The sequence below is a fragment of the Paenibacillus sp. FSL H7-0690 genome, assembly GCF_037980415.1.
GTDB classification, from domain to species: Bacteria; Bacillota; Bacilli; order Paenibacillales; family Paenibacillaceae; genus Paenibacillus_AQ; species Paenibacillus_AQ odorifer.
Genome location: NZ_CP150281.1, coordinates 6,076,242 through 6,096,944, shown reverse-complemented (window position 1 = coordinate 6,096,944; position 20,703 = coordinate 6,076,242). Strand labels below are relative to the sequence as shown.

17 protein-coding genes and 1 riboswitch are annotated in these 20,703 nt (G+C 45.9%); of the genes, 12 read left to right on the top strand and 5 right to left on the bottom strand.

The genetic code is table 11. The annotated features are described in order from the left end of the window. Nucleotides 1-414 precede the first annotated feature (414 nt). The 5 genes from MHI32_RS26780 to MHI32_RS26760 all read left to right on the top strand — a co-directional run bounded on the left by MHI32_RS26780 (nucleotide 415) and on the right by MHI32_RS26760 (nucleotide 8,032). Nucleotides 415-1,395, top strand: a complete 981-nt coding sequence (locus MHI32_RS26780; protein ID WP_076100584.1) for an ABC transporter permease subunit — start codon at nucleotides 415-417, stop codon at nucleotides 1,393-1,395. Nucleotides 1,396-1,460: 65 nt separating this feature from the next. Beyond that, nucleotides 1,461-2,366: a carbohydrate ABC transporter permease gene (locus MHI32_RS26775; RefSeq protein WP_076128700.1), complete on the top strand. Its 906-nt coding sequence runs from the start codon at nucleotides 1,461-1,463 to the stop codon at nucleotides 2,364-2,366. Between the two features lie 141 nt (nucleotides 2,367-2,507). Next, entirely contained in the window at nucleotides 2,508-4,265 is a 1,758-nt protein-coding gene (locus tag MHI32_RS26770) for an ABC transporter substrate-binding protein (protein ID WP_080742630.1), read from the top strand. A 115-nt stretch (nucleotides 4,266-4,380) separates the two neighbouring features. Then, entirely contained in the window at nucleotides 4,381-6,753 is a 2,373-nt protein-coding gene (locus MHI32_RS26765; RefSeq protein WP_340011374.1) for a glycoside hydrolase family 95 protein, read from the top strand. Between the two features lie 139 nt (nucleotides 6,754-6,892). After that, nucleotides 6,893-8,032 (top strand): transglutaminase domain-containing protein, encoded by a 1,140-nt coding sequence (locus MHI32_RS26760; RefSeq protein ID WP_076273155.1) that lies wholly within the window; start codon nucleotides 6,893-6,895, stop codon nucleotides 8,030-8,032. Between the two features lie 109 nt (nucleotides 8,033-8,141). Here MHI32_RS26760 and MHI32_RS26755 read toward each other — a convergent pair whose 3' ends face one another. Together MHI32_RS26755 and MHI32_RS26750 are read right to left on the bottom strand one after the other, a co-directional pair. Then, entirely contained in the window at nucleotides 8,142-9,623 is a 1,482-nt protein-coding gene (locus tag MHI32_RS26755) for an amino acid permease (protein ID WP_076219968.1), read from the bottom strand. Between the two features lie 199 nt (nucleotides 9,624-9,822). Further along, nucleotides 9,823-10,027: riboswitch (Lysine riboswitch) on the bottom strand. Nucleotides 10,028-10,128: 101 nt separating this feature from the next. Then, nucleotides 10,129-11,265, bottom strand: a complete 1,137-nt coding sequence (locus MHI32_RS26750) for a virulence factor (RefSeq protein WP_076128692.1) — start codon at nucleotides 11,263-11,265, stop codon at nucleotides 10,129-10,131. A 223-nt stretch (nucleotides 11,266-11,488) separates the two neighbouring features. Here MHI32_RS26750 and MHI32_RS26745 point away from each other — a divergent pair, with 223 nt between their 5' ends. Then, nucleotides 11,489-12,454 (top strand): MBL fold metallo-hydrolase, encoded by a 966-nt coding sequence (locus MHI32_RS26745; RefSeq protein WP_076128690.1) that lies wholly within the window; start codon nucleotides 11,489-11,491, stop codon nucleotides 12,452-12,454. Nucleotides 12,455-12,609: 155 nt separating this feature from the next. Continuing rightward, a complete protein-coding gene (locus tag MHI32_RS26740) occupies nucleotides 12,610-14,235 on the top strand; it encodes an ATP-binding cassette domain-containing protein (protein WP_036680232.1) in 1,626 nt (541 codons plus the stop codon). 324 nt (nucleotides 14,236-14,559) lie between these two features. Here the strand turns inward: MHI32_RS26740 and MHI32_RS26735 are convergent, their stop codons facing one another. Then, nucleotides 14,560-14,745 carry a hypothetical protein gene (locus tag MHI32_RS26735; RefSeq protein ID WP_036680230.1) on the bottom strand — a complete coding sequence of 62 codons (186 nt, stop codon included), beginning with the start codon at nucleotides 14,743-14,745 and terminating at the stop codon, nucleotides 14,560-14,562. Between the two features lie 133 nt (nucleotides 14,746-14,878). On the opposite strand from MHI32_RS26735, the gene MHI32_RS26730 reads away from it, so the two are divergent. Together MHI32_RS26730 and MHI32_RS26725 are read left to right on the top strand one after the other, a co-directional pair. Continuing rightward, complete coding sequence (locus MHI32_RS26730) at nucleotides 14,879-15,748, top strand: cation diffusion facilitator family transporter (RefSeq protein WP_076128688.1); 870 nt, start codon at nucleotides 14,879-14,881, stop codon at nucleotides 15,746-15,748. Between the two features lie 204 nt (nucleotides 15,749-15,952). Continuing rightward, nucleotides 15,953-17,032: an SH3 domain-containing C40 family peptidase gene (locus MHI32_RS26725; RefSeq protein ID WP_076185433.1), complete on the top strand. Its 1,080-nt coding sequence runs from the start codon at nucleotides 15,953-15,955 to the stop codon at nucleotides 17,030-17,032. Nucleotides 17,033-17,252: 220 nt separating this feature from the next. Here the strand turns inward: MHI32_RS26725 and MHI32_RS26720 are convergent, their stop codons facing one another. Both MHI32_RS26720 and MHI32_RS26715 read right to left on the bottom strand, forming a co-directional pair. After that, nucleotides 17,253-17,630 carry a hypothetical protein gene (locus MHI32_RS26720; protein ID WP_076128684.1) on the bottom strand — a complete coding sequence of 126 codons (378 nt, stop codon included), beginning with the start codon at nucleotides 17,628-17,630 and terminating at the stop codon, nucleotides 17,253-17,255. A gap of 219 nt (nucleotides 17,631-17,849) precedes the next feature. Further along, nucleotides 17,850-18,017, bottom strand: a complete 168-nt coding sequence (locus MHI32_RS26715) for a DUF1328 domain-containing protein (protein ID WP_036680225.1) — start codon at nucleotides 18,015-18,017, stop codon at nucleotides 17,850-17,852. 189 nt (nucleotides 18,018-18,206) lie between these two features. Here MHI32_RS26715 and MHI32_RS26710 point away from each other — a divergent pair, with 189 nt between their 5' ends. From MHI32_RS26710 to MHI32_RS26700, 3 genes are all read left to right on the top strand, one after another. Further along, entirely contained in the window at nucleotides 18,207-18,713 is a 507-nt protein-coding gene (locus MHI32_RS26710; RefSeq protein ID WP_036680224.1) for a DUF948 domain-containing protein, read from the top strand. Nucleotides 18,714-18,772: 59 nt separating this feature from the next. Then, a complete protein-coding gene (locus tag MHI32_RS26705) occupies nucleotides 18,773-19,297 on the top strand; it encodes a hypothetical protein (protein WP_340011369.1) in 525 nt (174 codons plus the stop codon). A gap of 237 nt (nucleotides 19,298-19,534) precedes the next feature. After that, a complete protein-coding gene (locus tag MHI32_RS26700; RefSeq protein WP_076128679.1) occupies nucleotides 19,535-20,701 on the top strand; it encodes a fused response regulator/phosphatase in 1,167 nt (388 codons plus the stop codon). Nucleotides 20,702-20,703 lie beyond the last annotated feature (2 nt).

Genomic DNA, 20,703 nt, shown 5'->3' with positions numbered 1-20,703 from the left:
TTATTAGCTGCAAATGTTCTCCAAAAGGTGGTTTTTTAAGTGAATAAGGTCTTTATAGTCCGCCTAACCCAATAAGATGTGCAATTTGCTTAAATAGGGTCATTTCAGTCCGCGCCTTCGCTTCCGGCCACGTTCACTTATAGAACGTTAGCTCGGGGCGTTTTTTAATTATGGGATGAAGTATTAATTGTGTGAAATAGACAGGGGATTAAGTATCGTATCGATTTATGAAATCAAATAATTTCACTTGATTATATTTTCAGTAAATTCATGTTTGTTTTCAGTGTTTTCAACGATGTATCCGCTTTATTTGGGCTCTAAATCTCTAATTTTCACCTGATTTTAGGTCGAATTTATAGGGTACTGCAATCGCTTACAGAGATTTAGAATATAGACATAGAGAGGAGGGGCTTTATGAAAGCGGACACAGTAACTTCTCAAATCCCGCCGGATACCCGAACACGCAACAAAAAGCCTGCTTCAGGAGGACGGTTTTGGAGAAGCTTTAAGAATCAAAAGTACTTATGGATGATGTCGATACCTTTTGTGATCTGGGCATTCGTCTTCAGTTATCTCCCGTTATGGGGCTGGACGATGGCTTTTCAAAAGTACAAGCCCGCACGTGGCTTTTTTGAACAAGAATGGGTAGGTTTTGAACACTTTAAGACACTGTTCAGTGACTCGCAATTCCTTCTGGCGCTGCGTAATACGCTGGCGATGAGTGGAATGGGCTTAGTCGCAGGATTTATCTTTCCAATAACGTTTGCAATATTGCTCAATGAAGTGCGTCTTGGCTTCTTTAAAAGATTTGCTCAAACAGTCTCGTATTTGCCCCACTTTGTATCATGGGTGGTTGCAGCGGGGATTGTAACTAAAATGTTATCTGGTGAAAATGGTCTTGTAAACGATATCTTGTTAGGAATAGGATTCATAGACGCACCTATCCAGTTTATGGCCCAGGGCCATCTCTTCTGGGGAATCGTTACCTTATCGGATGTCTGGAAAGAGACCGGATGGAATGCCATCATCTACCTTGCAGCTATCGCAGGTATTGGGCCTGAATTGTACGAAGCGGCCCGGGTAGACGGTGCCAGCAGGCTTCGTCAGGTATGGCATATTACACTTCCGGGTATTCGCCCAACAATTACTGTACTACTCATTATGTCGGTGGGTAATTTGCTCAATATCGGCTTTGAGAAGCAATTCTTGCTCGGAAACAACCTCGTTACCGACTATTCTCAAGTGCTAGACTTGTATTCACTGAAATACGGACTGGGCATGGCGAGATATTCCTACGGTACTGCGATCAATATATTCAACTCAGTGATCAGTGTAATTCTACTGTTTACGATTAATGGAATCTTCAAACGTACAACAAAAGAGAGCCTTCTGTAGCACAGAAGGCCCTTCTACCCAATCGTGGCAGTAAATTGCCCTTTTCATGAAAGGAGAGCGTTACAGTGGGAAATTCAGCTATCACCGGAAAGTCATGGTCAGACCGGATCTTTGATTTCTTTGTATATTTTGTAGTACTGTTCGTGGTTGTAATCACGATTTATCCGTTTTTGAACGTGCTTGCCATCTCACTGAATGATTCAGTGGACAGTGTGCGCGGTGGAGTGACCATCTATCCCCGGGATTTTACCTGGGACAATTACCTAAAGATCTTCACTTTCTCCGGATTAATCACCGGGTTTAAAATATCCGCTTTGCGGACAATTATCGGTACTTTGTTCGGACTGATCAGTGCCTCGATGCTGGCGTTTACGATCAGCCGCCCTGACTTTGCAGGTCGCAAGTTTGTCTCCACATTCTTGGCAATGACCATGTATATCTCAGGAGGAATGATTCCAATCTATATGCTGATCAAGGATCTGCATATGATGAACAGCTTTGCAGTCTATGTATTGCCTGGACTGGTTAGTGCATTTAACGTCTTCGTTATCCGCTCCTTCATCGACGGCCTGCCGTATGCGCTGCAGGAATCGGCGAAGCTGGATGGAGCCAATGACTTTACTATCTACTTCCGCGTTATTCTGCCATTGATGAAGCCAGCGCTAGCAACGATCGCGCTGTTCCTAGCAGTAGGTCAATGGAATGCTTGGTTTGATACTTATCTGTACAATGGTTCAAGCCCTAACTTGACCACATTGCAATATGAATTGATGAAGGTTCTACAGACCACAACCAGTGGTAACGGAGGCGACTACCGCTCCAACATTGCTTCGCTGGCTTCCAATCAGGTCTCGCCGGAGTCGCTCAAAATGGCGATTACGATTGTCGTAACCGTACCGATCCTGTTGGTTTATCCGTTCATTCAGAAGTATTTTGTTAAAGGTATGACACTTGGTGCTGTGAAGAGCTAATCACAGTTTAACGGGGGAGCATAGTCTCCCCTATGCTTAAAACCTATTGTGTATCCGTTTTCTTTTGGCAAGCTGGGTAAAGTATTAACAGGTCTTCACCTGTGATACGATAGATAAACAATTTTAAGGAGGGTTTATTTAATGGGAAGTAATAGAAAGATAAAAGCCAAAGCTACGGCATTAACGCTCACTTCTATTATGCTGCTCGGTGTGCTTGCAGGCTGCGGCGGTAACAATGGCAACAATGGTAATGCTGCAGCTGGAAATACAGGCGGCAATGCAACTAATGCTGGAAATGCGACCAATGCGGCTGAGGATATTTCCCCGCTCACGATGACCTTCTTCAGTGCAGACCCTAACCCGAACTGGACAGGTATGCAAGATGAAGTTGGTAAAGTGATTACGGAAAAAACGGGAGTAACCCTAAATGCTGAATATGCAGTTGGTGATCCTCAACAAAAAGTAGCCTTGATCGCAGCGAGCGGCGAATATCCGGATTTGATCAGTGCTAAGACTGATGTCAGTAAGCTGGTGGATGCAGGCGCAATGCTTGATCTAACAGACCTGATTGAAAAATATGCTCCGAATATCAAAAAAGTATTGGGCGAAGAAGGCATGAAACGTTCACGTTACAGTGACGATGATCATGCGATTTATGCCATCCCTACCTATGCAGGTGTGGACAACAAATATTTTGATGCTGGTGGCGGATTTGAACTACAGCACCGTGCTGTTAAAGAAGCTGGATATCCTGCAATCAAAACTGTTCAAGATTATGAGAACGTAATCAAGGCTTACCTGGAAAAACATCCTACCGATGAAAATGGTAACAAAAACATCGGCCTGACTTTGAATGCAGATGATTGGTACATGTACATTACAGTAACTAACCCAGCATTTATTACTACTGGTTCTCCTGACGATGGTGAATATGCGATTGATATCGACACCCAAGAAGTAACTTATCACTTCCGTCGTCCGGCTGAAAAAGAATATTTCCGCTGGCTCAACCACATGAACGATATCGGATTGCTTGATCCAGAAAGTTTCGTTCAAAAGTATGATCAGTACAAAGCTAAAATCGCTACCGGCCGCGTTATTGGTTTGATTGACCAAGACTGGGGTTATGGCGATGGAGAAAGAGCATTGAAAGCTGAAGGCAAGCTGGATCAAGGCTATGGACACTATCCTGTAACCTTGTCTGAGGAGTACAAAGAAACCTCCTTCTGGCCTACAGGCTTCATGGGTGGTAACGGAATTGGGATCAGCGTAGATGCTAAAGATCCAGTTCGTGCGATTAAATTCCTGGACTACCTAGCTTCCGACGAAGGTCAAGTATTGGTTAACTGGGGTATTGAAGGCAAACACTACAATGTTGTTGATGGCAAACGTGTCATTCCTGAAGATGTGAACGACCGTAAATATAATGACACTACCAACTTCCAAAAAGAAACTGGTTTGGGTAATGTCGGATCAAACTATGCATTGCTGAGCGCTCACTATGGCGACGGTGTATTGGATCCATCTGGTAACTACTACACAACTCGTTTCCCTGAGCAAGTAACTGTAGGTTACAATGCGGTTGAAAAAGAAACACTTGCTGCTTACAAAGCAACAACTTGGAAAGACCTCTTCCCAAGTGAAGATGAGTTCAAAGTTAAACCTTGGGGCGCGGCATGGAATATCACGATTCCTGGGGATAGCGAAATTGTCGTTCTTGACAACAAGCTGAAGGATATCAGTTGGAAACGGATCCCAGAAGCAATCTTGTCTAAACCAGCTGATTTCGATAAAGTTTGGGATGCTTACATGGCTGAGCTTGATAAAGCTGGTGTAACGAAAGCTGAAGATTTGCGTGAAGAGCTGGTTAAACAACGCGTGAAACTTTGGAATGATTAATTATTAAATTTCGTCTAATCCAATAAAAGCATGAAGATGGCGGGAAGTCCGAACGAAAGTCCGGGCCTCCCGCTGATTGCTTTTCACCGGTAATAACAGGACAGGAGGAATATACATGGGAGAGAGCAAGAACTCCGGACGGCATGAGTTATGGTACAAGCAGCCGGCGGCTGTATGGGAAGAGGCGCTGCCCGTAGGTAACGGCAGGCTGGGCGGCATGGTCTTTGGTGGAATCGAAGAAGAACGGATTCAATTAAATGAAGACACTCTATGGTCAGGTTTCCCGCGGGATAAAGCCAACTATGAGGCACTGCGGCATTTGGCTCCAGCTAAACAGCTAGTTGTAGAGGGGAAATACAAGGAAGCAGAAGCACTGGTGGACGCCAAAATGTTAGGCAGCCGGACGGAATCCTATCAACCGCTTGGAGATTTGCGATTGAAGTTTAATTTTGCAGGTCCTGTAGAGGATTACCGAAGAGAGCTTGATCTGGATCAGGCGTTGGCTACGGTAACCTATACTGCTGGTGGTGTAAGGATCGTACGTGAAGTATTGGCCAGCAGACCGGATGACATTATAGCTCTTCATATCCGTGCTGAGGGGGGGGAGGGCCAAGCTACTCTGCCAGATTTCTGGGCGGATCTGGCATCACCACATCCTTTCAACTCGGAGATTACTCCGGATGGCATGCTGATTATGACTGGCCGTGCCCCGTCGCATGTGGCTGATAACTACGTAGGGGATCACCCGCGTGCCGTATTATATGAAGAGGGGCTTGGCATAAGTTTTGCTGCGGTTATGGAGATCCAGACGGAAGGTGGGACTTGTGTAGCGGAGAACGGCTCGCTGTTGATTTCTGGCGCGCACTCCATTACCCTTCGTCTGGCTGCGGCAACCGATTATGCCGGGTATGACCGGATGCCGGGAAGCGGTGGCAAGCTGCCAGCGGAGTTGTGCCTAGTGCAGTTAGCTTCAGCCTCTAAAGGATACGCAGAGCTTAAGCAGCGCCACTTAGAGGATCATCAATCCTTGTTCCACCGTGTGGAGTTGACGCTTGCATCTGCTGCTTCCCGAGGAGAGCTTCCGACTGATGAGCGCCTGGTACAATACCGCGAAGGACAGGCAGATCCTGAACTGGAAGCGTTGCTGTTCCAGTATGGCCGCTACCTGATGATTGCTGGCTCACGGCCGGGGACGCAAGCCCTGAATCTGCAGGGCATTTGGAATCCCTATATTCAGCCACCATGGAACAGCAATTATACGACAAATATCAACACCGAAATGAATTATTGGCCAGCCGAGTTATGCGGATTGGGCGAATGCCATGAACCTTTGATAGATTTTATCACGGAGCTTAGCGTGGCTGGCAGCCGTACAGCGAGTATTCATTATGCCGCACGTGGCTGGACAGTACACCATAATACCGATTTGTGGCGGATGACTTCTCCATCAGACGGTAAGGCGATGTGGGCTTTTTGGCCGATGGGCGGGGTATGGCTCTCTCGCCATCTATGGGAGCGTTACGCTTTTCGTCCAGATGAGGACTATTTGCGCACAGCTTATCCCATATTAAAGGGAGCCGCATTGTTTTGTCTGGATTGGCTAGTAGAGCTGCCTGATGGAAGATGGACCACAGGTCTGTCTACCTCGCCAGAGAATGTATTTCTGACTGCTGACGGCACACCATGCAGTGTCTCGGCTGGCTCAGCTATGGATTTATCGCTTATCGCTGAGTTGTTCAAGCACTGCATTCAGGCTGCTGATATTTTAAATACCGATGTAGAGCTGCGTCAGGAGCTTATGCAGAAACAGAAACAGCTTGCCCACCAAGGGATCGCACCGGACGGAACTGTCCGCGAATGGAATGAGGATTTTGCTGAACAAGAGCCTGGGCATCGTCATGTTTCTCATTTGTATGACCTGTACCCTGGGAACGTAATTAGCCCTTCCTCCACAACAGAGCTAGCGGAGGCGGCAGCCTTAACACTGAAGAAACGTATAGAACATGGAGGTGGCCATACAGGCTGGAGCGCAGCATGGTTGCTTAATCTTTATGCGCGTCTGAAGGATGGCGAGAGTGCGGTTAGCTGTCTACGTCGCATTTTGCAAGATTCCAGTTTGCCGAACCTGTTCGGAAATCATCCTCCGTTTCAGATTGATGGAAACTTCGGCACTACAGCCGGAATAGCAGAAATGCTTTTGCAGAGTCATCAGGAGGGTCTGGAACTATTACCTGCTCTTCCAGAGGAATGGTCTGAAGGCAGCGTGAAAGGGTTGGTGGCACGTGGTGGCTTTGTCATGACTATAGAATGGAGCGGGGGCTGTTTAACTAGGGCAGAGGTTACCTCGACTCATGGCCGATCCTGCAGAATTGTTCAACACCAGCCTTTGCTCATTCAAAAACCGGATGGTACACAGATTGAAGGAGCGGGGCTGGAATTTGAAACAGTAATAGGAGATACCTATATCATTACACCCCTAAAGAAATAATTCATATTGATCTGGCTTAGAGGCTGTTCTCAGAGTAGAATTATTCTACAGAGAACAGTCTTTTTTTGCCCAAGTCTTCATTATCTATTAAATGGAGGGTTTTGAATAAGTCTGTAGGAGCCGGAGGATCAGAATAATTATGTGGAAAAAACGCTTCACGTTGGCAAAAGTCATTCTTGGAGGAGTGATTATTTGCGCAGCCATTCCCCCGACATTGTATTGGACCTGGGGGCATGCTTATGCGGCCACGACTTCACCGACCGTTCGTTCTGTGAGTGAAATTGCCCAGAAGCTAACCGGTGCGATGAATAATCGTAGAGAGACTATCACTTTTACTTATGAGGGGAAAACCTCGAATTTAAAAACACAGATACAAACGGGTCTAGATCAAGCGATGAATAGCGATCCCTATTTGTATTACATCATAGACAGCTACGGATACACTTATCGAGGGAGCAAAAGTTCTGTAAAGGTTACGGTAGAAGTGAAATACTTGGAAACGCTGGAGCAGACCGCTTTTGTGAACAAAGAAGTAAAGGCAACGCTCAAGAAGATCATTACACCGGGTATGAATAATCATCAGAAGGTTAAGGCTATCCACGACTGGGTGGTGCTGCGTCTGAAGTATGATACCTCTTATCGTAAATATACGGCTTATGAAGGCCTGAAGAGTGGCAGTGCCGTTTGCCAAGGGTATTCGCTGTTGACCTATAAGTTGCTCAAGGAAGCGGGATTCAGTAATAAAATCGTCGAGGGCACTGCAAAACAGCCGGGAGGACGCAGCCAGTCTCATGCTTGGAATCTAGTGCTGCTCGAAGGGAGATGGTATCATCTCGACACAACTTGGGATGACCCGACACCTGATAAAGCCGGCGTGGTAAGCACCGCGTATTACTTGAAGACGGATGCCCAAATGCGTCAGGACCATAGCTGGACGAAGTCTTATCCGGCAGCCTCGGTTGCCTATTATAAGACCTTGTCAGCACTTGTAGAGCGTGGAGGACAGAGCGCCGGGGTGTATAAGCAGCTTCAGAAGGACCTTAATTATGAGCTGTATGCCGAGGAACGGATTGTACGTTCAGCAGCAGATTTAATTCAGCTGGCGAATAAGGCTGTCGCTTCAGGAGAGGGATCTTTATTATTCCGCTATCACGGTAGTGGAACCCAGCTGAAGAATGATCTACAGGAGTTATATAAACTTGGACTAGAGGAAGTGTCTTATTCTAGCACTTCTTTTGATAATACGGGTGATCTAAAAGTGTATGTGACTTGGGAATAGGCAAAGGGCTAAGTAAAATGAGGAGTTGAATATACTAGATTGATTTATATAAAAAGGGATATCCCGCAGCCTTTCAGGCTTCTGGATATCCCTTTTTTGCGGAGTCTATTTATTCTGGGTGAGTACTAAGATCGCATTTTTCCAAAGGAATAATATTACTCTTGCGGAAGAAGCGATAGCCGGCCCAAATCAAGACGAATAATGGCAGGCTGATATAGGAAACGGCAATACCGTACCAGTCGATGTTTCCACCTGAGAAGGCACCCATATTCTGGCCAAGGATGGCTACCGTACAAAGTACTAAGGCAAATATAGGCCCAAACGGGAACCATCTAGCCCGGTAAGGCAGCTCATCAAGGGAATGACCTTGAGCTATAAAGGCGCGTCTGAAACGATAATGGCAGACAGCGATGCCGAGCCAGTTAATAAATCCACACATACCGGAAGCATTAAGCAACCAGTTGTATACAGCACCATCACCAAAGAATGATGCTAAAAAGGCTAACATACCAACGGCTGTGGTCACGAGCAAAGCGCCAACAGGAACACCGCGGCGATTAAGCTTGCCTAGAGCACGTGGAGCCATTCCATCCTTAGCCATAGCGTACAGGACGCGGGTGGAGGCGTACATTCCCGAGTTCCCGGCTGACAATACGGAGCTGAGAATGACAGCATTCATGACGGATGCGGCAATAGCAAGTCCTGCTTTATTAAATACGATCGTAAACGGACTGACTCCGATATCATCAATACCACCGCGCAGCAGATCTGGATTCGTGTAAGGAATCAGCATTCCGATTACTAGTATAGCGAGGATATAAAAGATTAATATACGCCAGAAGACTTGGCGAATAGCAATAGGTACGTTACGGCGAGGGTTCTCACTCTCACCTGCTGCAACACCGATTAGCTCGGTGCCTTGGAAGGAGAATCCCGCAGCCATAAAGACACCGACGAAAGCGAAGAAGCCACCGTGGAACGAGCTGCCCCCGATCTGGAAATTGCTGAAGCCTACGGCTTTTCCGCCCATGATTCCGAAAATCATCAAAACTCCGACAATAAGGAAGGCGATAACAGTAATAATTTTGATAATGGCAAACCAATATTCTGATTCTCCGTATCCACGAGCAGATAGGAAATTAAGACCGAACATCAGCAGCAGGAACACGAGACTCCAGAGAAAGGAGGGACTGTCCGGGAACCAATATTTAATAATGACGGTGGCGGCAGACAATTCTGCTGCAATCGTAACCGCCCAGTTATACCAGAAGTTCCAGCCGATGGCGAACCCAAAAGCGGGGCTGACGAAACGCGTGCCGTAAGTGCTGAATGAGCCCGAATCCGGCAAATAGGTAGCGAGCTCTCCCAGACTGGTCATGAGGAAATAAACCATAACACCAACAGCCGTATAGGCTAGAAGTGCTCCACCGGGTCCGGCTGAAGCGATAGCGCCACCACTGGCCAGGAAGAGTCCAGTACCAATAGATCCTCCAAGCGCAATCATGGTCAAATGCCTTGCTTTAAATGATTTTTTTAGCTCAGGCGGGTTACTTACGTTGCCTTGTGCTAGATTTTGCTGCTTGCCCTGCATGATTTGACACTCCTTATGATCTAATCTTTCAATTCATGAACGGGGAGTGCTGAGCTGCTTCCTCCCGCAGAGCGGGAGAGTGTATTTGGTGATCTCCATAAGGTTATGGACAAACACTAAATATACAAATTCTGTAAACGCAAAGAAACCGCAGACTATATCTGCGGTTTCCATCTATACAGCTCCGCATCATACTCCCTGTGAAGATAGCGCAACACATTATGACCTGCTGCTATGCAGGTTATACAATGTGACAGTTCCGTGCCTTTCGGCAACGGCCCCAGCCTGCACCGCTGTAAGAGCGACAGTGCAGACTTCGGCAGATATTCCTTTCGACGCGATTCATAGACGGCTCTAACGTCTCCACGCGCGTACTCTTTATATCCGCGACCTCTACCTCATCTTAGTATGACGAGGCTATCTTTACTTCATTCATTTATAAACAACAGGAATTAGTATAAAGCAAGTTCGCAAGTCAAGCAATGACAAAATCCGGTAGGGAATGTTAGCTGCGACGACGCTCTGACATTTGCTGCCAAACGGTACCCGCCGCTGCTTCACCGGAAGCGATACGTTCCAAAGCCATTTTGGCCTGAAGTCCAACCTCGAATTCCGGATCTTCCGCCGCAACTGACAGCGCTTCTTGGGCATCTGATGTGCCCACCTCATAGAGGAAACGAGCTGCGCGCCAGCGGACAAGCTTGCTCTTATCTGTCAGTGCCGCCGTCATCACTGGCGTGGCGGCAGGATCGCCGATGTCGGACAGCGTATCGCCTGCCGTACGTCTCACGGCTGGCGCGCTGTCTGCCATCGCCTCATAGAGCAGCTCCATCGCTTCAGGCGTGCGAAGGTCGCCTAGATACACGACCGCAAGCCTGCGAATATGCAGCTTGGGATCGTGCAGCGCCGCCTTAAGCTCCGGCAGGAGCTCCGCCGTCGGCGTAAGATCCTCCAGCGCGGCGTAGCGCACGCGCCAATCCTCATGCTTCAGGTCTCGCAGCAGCTCATCCTGACTGCGGGTTCGTCTCTGCTCGACGAACTCGCCTTCGGCGCCGTGCGCAATGGCTTGCTGCACGAGAGAGTCGAGGCGTTCCTGCGGATACGCCGCTTCGACCTCTTGCTCCACCTCGCGTGCAATCTCCGCGGGCTCGCCATAACGCACGCCGTAATCAGTGAGCTTACGCTCTTTAATCATCACGGCGCTAGCCACATCCATAACCGCCTTCGTGAAGCGGTTTGCTAAGGAGATGCGCTCTTCATTCGCGCCGGTCTTAACGCGGATTTGCAGCGGAATTCCGCGGAACATCTGGACGAAGACTTGAGCTTCGCCGAAATGAGCGCCAGCGTTCTCATCGGCAAGATTCCAATCGTCATTTAAGCCTTCGCTGTTGCCGAAGCGGTTCTGGACTTCTCTTAGAATCGCTGCCCAATCCGCATTGCCCTTGCGTTCGAGCGCTGCAAAGTCAGCAGCGTGATAGATGCTAATAACGCCCGGTATCGTTAACATTTCGCGTGCCCAGGCCGGTGCGGAACGTTCACTTTCTGGTGTATAGGTTCTGCGAATTCCAGGTTCCAGACTTTCGTCCAAATGAAGCTTCATCGTATTTGGACTTGGAGTCGGTTCAATAAAAGTAATCTTCATACGTAGCTCCCCCTTGAACGGTATATGCACCGCCATACTTTATACACATATTATCTCATTTCTGGCGTGAAACACAAAAGGGTACTTAGATATTTTGCGGAAAAAGGGCGCACCATTACCAAGTAACTTGTATATTTTGCAAAATACTCTGCCGTTCAATATAGTTGTATTATATTCGCTAAAGTAAAGCATGCTCTGCAAACTTCTAAAGATGAGGTGCTCTATGGCTAAATTTCGCTACAATAACCTCGACAATGTGAGTACCGATAAAACACTTAAAGAGTTTCGTAAGTGGCGGGAGGAACGTCGACGGAAGAAAAAAGATTATTCATATGTAGTGCCAAGTACGCCGCCGAGGTTAGCTTATCTGGCGGAGAATCGCCTGGAGACCACCATTACGTGGATTGGGCATTCAACGTTTTTCCTTCAATATGAAGGGATGAATATCATTACTGATCCAATCTGGGCGAGAAGACTAGGCTTTGAGAAAAGATTAGGGCAACCCGGGATTCCGCTCAGCGAAGTGCCTCCCATTGACCTGATTCTGATCTCGCACTCTCATTATGACCACTTGCATATGGCTTCTATCCGTAAATTATATAGAGCAGGGACAACCCTTGTTGTTCCTATAGGCTTGAAACGAAAGATGCTCCGCAAAGGATTTCATAACTGCATAGAAATGGAATGGTGGCAGGAAAATACGCTAGGTAAAATTAAGCTTACCTTCGTGCCGACTCAGCACTGGACGCGGAGAACGCCTTGGGACACGAATACTTCTCATTGGGGAGGATACATTCTGCAGCCGATCGAATCGGATAGCGACAAGCTGCCTCCTAACCTGTATTTCGCAGGAGATAGCGGTTATTTTCCGGGTTTTAAGGAGATTGGGAGCCGCTATAAGCTTCATGTTGCACTCATGCCGATTGGAGCTTATGAACCGGAGTGGTTCATGACCTCGCAGCATGTAACCCCTGAAGAGGCTATACAAGCATTTGTAGATGTTGGAGCGGAGACCATGATTCCGATGCATTACGGCACCTATAGACTTGCTGATGATACGGCCCGGGAAGCGCTGGATCGGATGGAAAGTGCCCGGCTTAAACAGGGTATTTCTGAAGAACGAATCCGTACGCTCAGCTATGGCGAAACGCTTATTATACAACCCAAGAATCGCATAACTGGACAATAATTGAAAAAATTCCTCCTAACTGGCGACCTCTGTACAGCAGCTGGAATAACTTTAGTATTGGAGAGAACAGCTGAAAAGGCTATTTTACGGGCTTTTTGCTCTCTATTTATGCTATAATGAGCCGAAACCCTAAGTGAAAAGGATGGTAATGCGTAATGATTAGCACAAGCGGCGTAACACTCCGCTACGGAAAACGCGCTCTCTTTGAAGATGTAAACATAAAATTCACCCCTGGTAACTGCTACGGTTTGATTGGTGCCAATGGTGCCGGTAAATCAACCTTTCTGAAAATTCTGTCTGGTGAGATCGAAGCAAATACCGGTGAGGTACATGTTACACCGGGCGAACGTCTCGCAGTACTCAAACAGAACCATTTTGAGTATGATGAATTCCCAGTACTTGAGACCGTAATTATGGGTCATACACGTCTTTATGAAATTATGAAAGAAAAGGATGCGCTTTATGCGAAGTCCGATTTCACAGAAGCGGATGGCCTGCGTGCAGGGGAGCTTGAAGGTGAGTTCGCTGAGCTTAACGGCTGGGATGCTGAGCCAGATGCAGCTGCCATGCTGATTGGTCTCGGAATTATGCGTGAACTGCATGACAAAAAAATGGCCGAACTGAGCGGCAATGAAAAGGTACGGGTACTCTTGGCGCAAGCCTTGTTTGGCCGTCCAAATAACCTGCTGCTAGATGAGCCTACCAACCACTTGGATCTCGAATCTATTGGCTGGTTAGAGAACTTCCTCATGGACTATGAAGGTACTGTTATCGTCGTATCCCATGACCGTCACTTCCTGAATAAAGTATGTACGCATATTGCGGATATTGATTTTGGCAAAATCCAGATGTACGTCGGCAACTACGACTTCTGGTATGAGTCCAGTCAGCTTGCGCAAGCTTTGCAGCGTGATTCGAACAAGAAAAAGGAAGATAAAATCAAGGAATTGCAGGCATTTATCCAGCGTTTCTCGGCCAATGCTTCCAAGTCTAAACAAGCGACATCACGTAAGAAGCAACTTGAGAAAATTACACTGGACGACATTCGTCCGTCCAACCGTAAATATCCGTTCCTTAACTTCAAACCAGAACGTGAAGCGGGTAAACAATTGCTGACAGTCAGCGGATTGTCCAAAGCGGTTGAAGGTGAAAAGCTTCTTGATGAAATTAGCTTTGTAGTAAATAAAGGGGATAAGATTGCGTTTGTAGGCCCTTACTCCCAGCCTAAATCACTGCTGTTTGATGTGATCATGGGTGAGCAAGAAGCGGATGCGGGCGAATATACATGGGGAGTAACTACAACTCAAGCGTATTTCCCGAAAGACAACTCCAGCTATTTCGATGGTGTGGAAATGAATCTTGTAGAATGGCTACGCCAGTATTCTAAAGATCAGGACGAAACTTTCCTGCGTGGATTCTTGGGCCGTATGTTGTTCGCCGGAGAAGAAGCACTGAAGAAAGCAAGTGTGCTGTCCGGGGGCGAGAAGGTTCGCTGTATGCTGGCCAAAATGATGCTCAACGGCGCGAACGTGCTTGTGTTCGATGAACCAACCAATCACTTGGATCTGGAATCCATCACGGCACTGAATAACGGGCTGATCGATTTCGATGGCACGATTCTATTCACTTCCCATGACCATCAGTTCATCCAAACCATTGCTAACCGCATCATCGAGATTACACCTACAGGTGTAATTGATCGCTCCATGAGCTACGATGAATATTTGGAGAATCCAGAAATTAAGGAAATGCGCCAGCGCATGTATCCTGTAGAAGTATAATATTTAATTTCCGCTATGCGGAAGGAATCCATGAAGCAGCTACACTAATCCTTTTAGGATCAGGGTAGCTGTCTTTATAATTTCAATTTTGAAAAGTTATTAACAAGTAGAATGCTACGGGGTGTATGCGGGGTTTCCAAGACAGGAGTCTTTAGCCCTTGAGGTTTCCCAAAGCGCATGTTTTCAGCTGGCTAATCGTACATAAAAGAGAAGCAATTATGAATTTGAAGAGTTCTAATCCATCCTATCAGGCAGGACGAACGTATAAACGGCTGCGTTTCCCCGAGGGATTCGCAGCCGTTTATGTTTAAGTATAAGTAAATACTAAGATCCGCCAGTACGACGGCGTTGGTTGTTAGGCTTTTTGTTATTTTGGCTTTTTAGCGGTTTGGCGGAACCGGCCTGAAATGTGGATCCAGGCTTGGAGGAAGATTGTTGCTTCTTCTGTTCCAGTTTTTTACGGATAGCTTCCGCTAAGTTGATTTTTCCTTTATCGTTGCTTTCGCTCATTATGATAACCTCCTTCGAAGCAAGTCCTTACACTTTATTCTAATTGTTTTTAAATGCTGCCACAAGGGCAAGAATAATTGAAAGAATTCTTTTCCGTATTTTAAATAATCGGGGAAAAGAGGGGGAGCCAAGAATGACTGATATTTACGAAGATATACGTAAAGGTGAACGAGGAGCTTGGGTGAGCATAGCGGCTTACCTCATCCTATCATCATTCAAGCTGGTTTGTGGTTATTTATTTGCATCTAGCGCACTCGTAGCGGACGGGGTCAACAATTTAACAGATATCGTAGCATCCATAGCTGTACTGGTGGGGTTACGGATTTCGCGGAAGCCACCTGACTCTGACCACGCTTATGGGCACTTCCGGGCAGAGACCGTAGCGGCGTTGTTGGCTTCTTTTATCATGGCGGTAGTGGGCCTTCAAGTGATTGTGGAGGCGGTGCGTTCCTTTTTCGATCGTACAAAAGAAACGCCGCAGCTCTGGTCGGCAGGGGTGGCTATTGTATGTGCAGTAGCTATGATGGGGGTATACATATATAACAAAAGACTGGCCAAACAAATTAACAGTGGGGCACTTATGGCAGCGGCTAAGGATAATTTTTCTGATGCAATGGTCAGTGTTGGAGCCGCAGTTGGGATTGTGGGTGCACAGTTTGGTTTGCCATGGATTGATTCCGCAGCAGCTGTTCTTGTCGGACTCATTATCTCCAAGACCGCTTGGGATATTTTTCGTGATTCGACCTATCGGCTTACCGATGGCTTTGATCAAGATAAATTGATGGATCTACGCAGTACGATTGCTCGAACGCCGGGAGTAGAAGAGATTAAAGATGTGAAGGCACGGGTTCATGGTAATCATGTGCATGTGGATGTTGTAGTGGAAGTGGATGCGAATATTTCTGTGACGGAAGGTCATGAAATAAGTGATTCCATCGAAGAAAGAATGAGCAAAATGCATAATATTATGAATGTGCAGGTGCACGTGGAACCTAAAAAATAAATCACGAAATGCTATATTAAGGAAAAATAACACATATTCAAGGAGAAATCGAGACTTTAGACCTGTGTGTTACCATAAAGTGGCATGATTATATGTGAAATTTGGAGCATGTTCCAAATCCCGGGCAAGCCTATAATGAGGGCATAAAGGAATAATGTAGTACAATCCTTTATTGAAATCTCATCATGGAATTTGGGGGAACGTATGATCAAATCACATAAGCAAATTACAGCATCTTTGTTAGTATCTGCTGCAATTGTTGCAGGTTTAGGAGTATCTGCTCCTGGACAAGCAGCGGCAGCCTCAAGTTCATCTAATTCAGTTACAGCAGCTTCAGCCGTTCAAACAGGTGTGATCGAGGCTAGTGTTCGCCTTCGCAGCACCCCTTCTACTGACGGAGAAATAGTGAAGTACTTGCAAAAGGGAGATCAAGTGCAGATCCTTTCGCAGCCTAACAGCTATTGGTATCAAGTAAAAACGGCTGATGGTTCAGTGGGTTATACAAGTGCAGGAGATAAATATATCAGTGTATCCTCTGCTTCAGTAACGACACCATCGGCACAAACTGGCACCATTAAGTATGGTGTGAATCTTCGAGTTTCACCTTCAACAAGCGGGAAAATAATGAAGCTTTTGAATAAGGGAGAAAAAGTAGAAGTTCTGGCGCAGCCTAACAGTTACTGGTATCAAGTTAAAGCGGCGGATGGTAGCATCGGATATATAAGTTCAAGTGAACAATATAGTACACTTTCAGGAAACGGTGGGGGATCTGGAACGGTAACACCAACACCAACGCCTACACCAACGCCTACACCCAATCCACCTGTAACAACACCGGGGGCTTCAGCCCAAATCGAACGGGTGATTGCTGCAGGTATGGGATATCTAGGAACGCCTTATGAGTATGGCTCCAGCAGAAATGATACAAGCACCTTTGATTGCTCGGACTTCATCCGGCAAATTTTTATGGATGCAGCCAATCTCAAACTGCCGGCGGATTCCCGTCAACAGGGAGATTGGGTGAAGTCGAATAGTACGGTGGTTACGTCTATTTCCAATTTGAAGCGCGGCGACTTAATGTTCTTTATGGATTATAAGGGGAATTCTGCTTCTGCTTATGAGGGAATCGACAAATCTACAGCTAGAATATCGCATGTTGCAATGTATCTAGGAGATGGACAAGTTCTACAAACTTATTCCGTAGCTTCAGGCGGGGTAAGGGTAGATAAATTAAGCGCTTCTTGGATGAATCGTTTTCTCTACGGAGGTTCGGTCATTCGCTAAATATATGAAAATGCAGGAAGCGACAGCATCGCATGTTTGTGACGGGTGAACGATGGCGGGCGTACGCGCAAGAGGGCTATCCTTTTAGTAGAATTCTCTACTGAAGGGGTAGCTCTTCCTGTTTATCTGTTCAGAATATGTACTCTCCACATAAAAAAAGGGCAGTACCATCGGCCATTTTCTTGGCTCTTGGGACACCCCTTCTTCGCTTATTGATTAATTATGGCAAAATCACATTGGCTGATACAGGAACCTTAACCCATGCTTTTCCTAGCCAAGTGTAAATTTCTCTCCATTCATTACCCCAAGTATCCGAAATGACTTCACCTGTTGTATCAAGAGTCTGAACGCCAAGCCAGCCTGCTGGAATTATACCTCCGACTGAAAAGTAGAAAGGTGTTTTCTCAGTCAGCACTATTTGCGGTGTAGCTGGACTCATATCCGCTGGAGTAATAATGGTTTCAAAAGAATTGCTGTAAGTGCTTCCAGTTACGGTGGCAGGAGCCGTAGTAGTTCCTGTTACTTCAGCTGCTGAAGCTGTAGCTGCAATGGAAGCCATAAGTCCTAAGGCTACTGTAAGGCTGGCGATTTTTTTCATGTTTGGTTCCTCCTGTGGGGGTTGGATGTATTTTTTTCCAAAAGCGCTGTTTGTTAATAAGCTAGTAAACGTAATTGATGCGTGATGAACCACCCATTCAACATTTCTTATTTTCTCAAGTGACATCTGTGCAGGAATGACCTATACTTTCTGCATGATGAATAAGATATATGGATAGATATGGGAGGGATACGAAAGTCACACCATTGAAATGAGGGGCTACATTGATCTACCTCTGCGTCCCGTGAAGAGAGAAATTACAAACAGAACCAGGAAGACGAAGAACAGGATCTTAGCAAGACCAGCAGCGGCAGCTACTAGGTTGAAGAAACCAAAGATTCCGGCGATTACTGCGACTACAAGTAGTATTGCGGACCATTTTAACATTACATATCACCTATCCTTTTTTGATTAATGTAGTCATTGTATAAACGGGGACTTTGATTTTGAAACAAAAGGGAAGAGGGACTCTTGACAACGCTCGACAAGATGTTTCGGCTTATGGGACCAGGGGTAACTATGCAGTATACAAGGCTGATTAGCCGATATTTATGAGATATGGAAGGGGTTATGAATATGATCATTGAACTTAGTGTAGCACTCGTCGCAATTGCATTCGCAGTACTTGTTTTCTTTTTAATTAAAACCTTAAAGTCGGCAAAGGATTCACTCGACAAAGTCAGCCAAACCTTGGTGGAAGTACAGAAGACGATGGATGAGCTTACTTATGAAGTGAAAACGACGGTCAGACACGCAAATGAAATCACTGCCGATGTACAGCATAAGATTCAGAAGATTGACCCAGTCATCGATTCTGTCAAGAATCTGGGTGATGTTATGAATGAGCTAACCTTAACAGTCAAACAAGTGTCAGTCACAGTGATCGAGAAATATCGTAAATCGCGTGAGCTGAAGGAGAAAAGTAAGGAAGTCTCTATAAAAGAAGCTCCGCTAACTCCTGCTGAAGAACGTACTGTTAACTCCTATGATGCCATTTATGCTGAGAAGTCACCGGGAAAAATAGCTACAGTGCTAAAAGGTGTAGACGTAGCTGCAACTCTTTGGAAGAAATTTCGTCATTAAGCATAAGATAGTAAGGCTTCTGTAATCGGTGGCTGCAGATAAGAAAGGTGGGACACAACATGAACATGATGATCCTTTTATTTGGTCTTCTTTTCCCATACTTTGATGCGTCTCCACAGTTGGTGCCTATCTCTACTTTTATTGAACAACCTAAGTCGGTTCTCGCATTTGAACATGCTTCAGAATCCAGCCCATATATAAATCGCTTTGATTCTCTGCAAGGTGTCGCTTTATACAACACAAAGGAAGAACTGCTTCTGACCAAAGGCAATCCGCTTGCGGTGACAAATGATCCATTGCTAGAGACAGTGGAGTACCATTACGCAGATGTGACAGTGGGTGTGGGCGAGGGTGTTGTACTTTATGTACATGTTGCACCTCCGCAAGCACAGCAGTTCGGTTTACATGTAGATGGCGTAGAAATCGATCCTTTAACAGATAATCTGCAAGATACTCTGGGCAAACCGTATTTTATAGCCGAAGATGGGGATGTATACCTGAGAGGGAATAACGCACTCAAAATATATCGAAATTTGGCGGGTGAATTTGAAGGAATTGATTTATTTGATAGTATTTCTTCCTAATCTGTTTCATATTTGAGCAAATTGGTTAATAAACATAGGCTGTCTTTAGAATAGAGTAACCTCCAGCCCCACTAGGTATAGTGGGGCTGGAGGTTACTTTGCTGAATACGTAAATTGATCCTATGACTATATTTACATATTATGAAAATAGAAATAACACTGTGAAATAGCGTATGATATAGTTAGTAGGTTTGCAGAATTTTACGGTCGTAATACTAATCGTGTGAGGTGAAGATGATGAGAATCTTAATCGTGGATGACAATCCGACTAATGTTATCATTATCCGTGAAATCCTGAAAAAAGAAGATTACCGAAATTTCGTAACCGCATCCTCTGCCAAAGAGATGCTGGAACGGCTTGGAATCGGTTCGGGGAGTGAAGATGGACGTCCCCGGATGTCAGATATTGATCTGATTTTACTGGATATGATGATGCCAGAAATGGATGGGATCGAAGCATGTCGTGTTGTGCAGCAATACGAACATCTTAAGGATATTCCAATAATAATGGTTACAGCTGTAGGCGATTCTAAGAAATTGGCCGAAGCGCTGGATGCAGGTGCAGTAGATTATGTTACGAAACCTATTAATAAAGTGGAGCTAATGGCCCGGATTCGGCTTGCTCTGCGGTTGAAACGTGAGAAAGATTGGCATAAGGAACGGGATCAGCGGATTCAGGAGGAATTGAGACTGGCTGCACTCGTGCAGAATGCTGTACTCAGCCTACCCCTGCAGGAAGAGAATTTCGAGGTGCATGCTATCTATCAGCCTTCCTCTGAATTGGCGGGTGATTTATATGCCTGGTATCCCCTTGGAGATGGCCGATATGGCGTAATCCTCCTGGACATTATGGGACACGGTATATCGTCCTCTCTTTTTTGCATGTTCCTTGCGTCAGTATTAAAGGATACGGTAACTACCTATGTAGAGCCGGAAAAGGTAATTCAGGAACTCAATCGAAGGTTTAACCAACTTTATATTGAGAAAAAGCTGATTCAATATTATTTTACGACGATTTATCTTGTGATCGACACTCGTATAAAGCGTATTGACTACGTTAACGCCGGGCATCCACCTGCGCTATTTTTTGAGGGCGCAGCTAAGACTCCGGTCTTGCTGGAAAGTAATTGTCACCCTGTAGGCCTGTTTGAACGGATTGATATTCAGCCTCAGAGCTTGACCTACGAAGATGAAGGGCATTTGGTTCTCTATACAGATGGTCTGCTGGAGCTGGTTGAGGGTGAACAGGAAGAGCAGCTGAAGTTTATGATTAAGCATTTAAATGTTGAGCATGAATGGAAGGAAGAAACTATACGGGCTGCTTTTTTCAATGCTGATGTTCCTAAAGAGCGTGACGATGACAAATGTATAGTGTGGATCTCACTGAAGAAGGGAACAGAATGAGG

Coding starts and splice junctions, on each gene's coding strand:
- MHI32_RS26755 (WP_076219968.1), bottom strand. CDS start 9,623: ATGCAGGGCAAGCAGCAAAATCTAGCACAAGGCAACGTAAGTAACCCG.
- MHI32_RS26760 (WP_076273155.1), top strand. CDS start 6,893: ATGTGGAAAAAACGCTTCACGTTGGCAAAAGTCATTCTTGGAGGAGTG.
- MHI32_RS26715 (WP_036680225.1), bottom strand. CDS start 18,017: ATGTTAAAATGGTCCGCAATACTACTTGTAGTCGCAGTAATCGCCGGA.
- MHI32_RS26725 (WP_076185433.1), top strand. CDS start 15,953: ATGATCAAATCACATAAGCAAATTACAGCATCTTTGTTAGTATCTGCT.
- MHI32_RS26730 (WP_076128688.1), top strand. CDS start 14,879: ATGACTGATATTTACGAAGATATACGTAAAGGTGAACGAGGAGCTTGG.
- MHI32_RS26710 (WP_036680224.1), top strand. CDS start 18,207: ATGATCATTGAACTTAGTGTAGCACTCGTCGCAATTGCATTCGCAGTA.
- MHI32_RS26770 (WP_080742630.1), top strand. CDS start 2,508: ATGGGAAGTAATAGAAAGATAAAAGCCAAAGCTACGGCATTAACGCTC.
- MHI32_RS26745 (WP_076128690.1), top strand. CDS start 11,489: ATGGCTAAATTTCGCTACAATAACCTCGACAATGTGAGTACCGATAAA.
- MHI32_RS26740 (WP_036680232.1), top strand. CDS start 12,610: ATGATTAGCACAAGCGGCGTAACACTCCGCTACGGAAAACGCGCTCTC.
- MHI32_RS26735 (WP_036680230.1), bottom strand. CDS start 14,745: ATGAGCGAAAGCAACGATAAAGGAAAAATCAACTTAGCGGAAGCTATC.
- MHI32_RS26750 (WP_076128692.1), bottom strand. CDS start 11,265: ATGAAGATTACTTTTATTGAACCGACTCCAAGTCCAAATACGATGAAG.
- MHI32_RS26705 (WP_340011369.1), top strand. CDS start 18,773: ATGAACATGATGATCCTTTTATTTGGTCTTCTTTTCCCATACTTTGAT.
- MHI32_RS26765 (WP_340011374.1), top strand. CDS start 4,381: ATGGGAGAGAGCAAGAACTCCGGACGGCATGAGTTATGGTACAAGCAG.
- MHI32_RS26720 (WP_076128684.1), bottom strand. CDS start 17,630: ATGAAAAAAATCGCCAGCCTTACAGTAGCCTTAGGACTTATGGCTTCC.
- MHI32_RS26700 (WP_076128679.1), top strand. CDS start 19,535: ATGAGAATCTTAATCGTGGATGACAATCCGACTAATGTTATCATTATC.
- MHI32_RS26780 (WP_076100584.1), top strand. CDS start 415: ATGAAAGCGGACACAGTAACTTCTCAAATCCCGCCGGATACCCGAACA.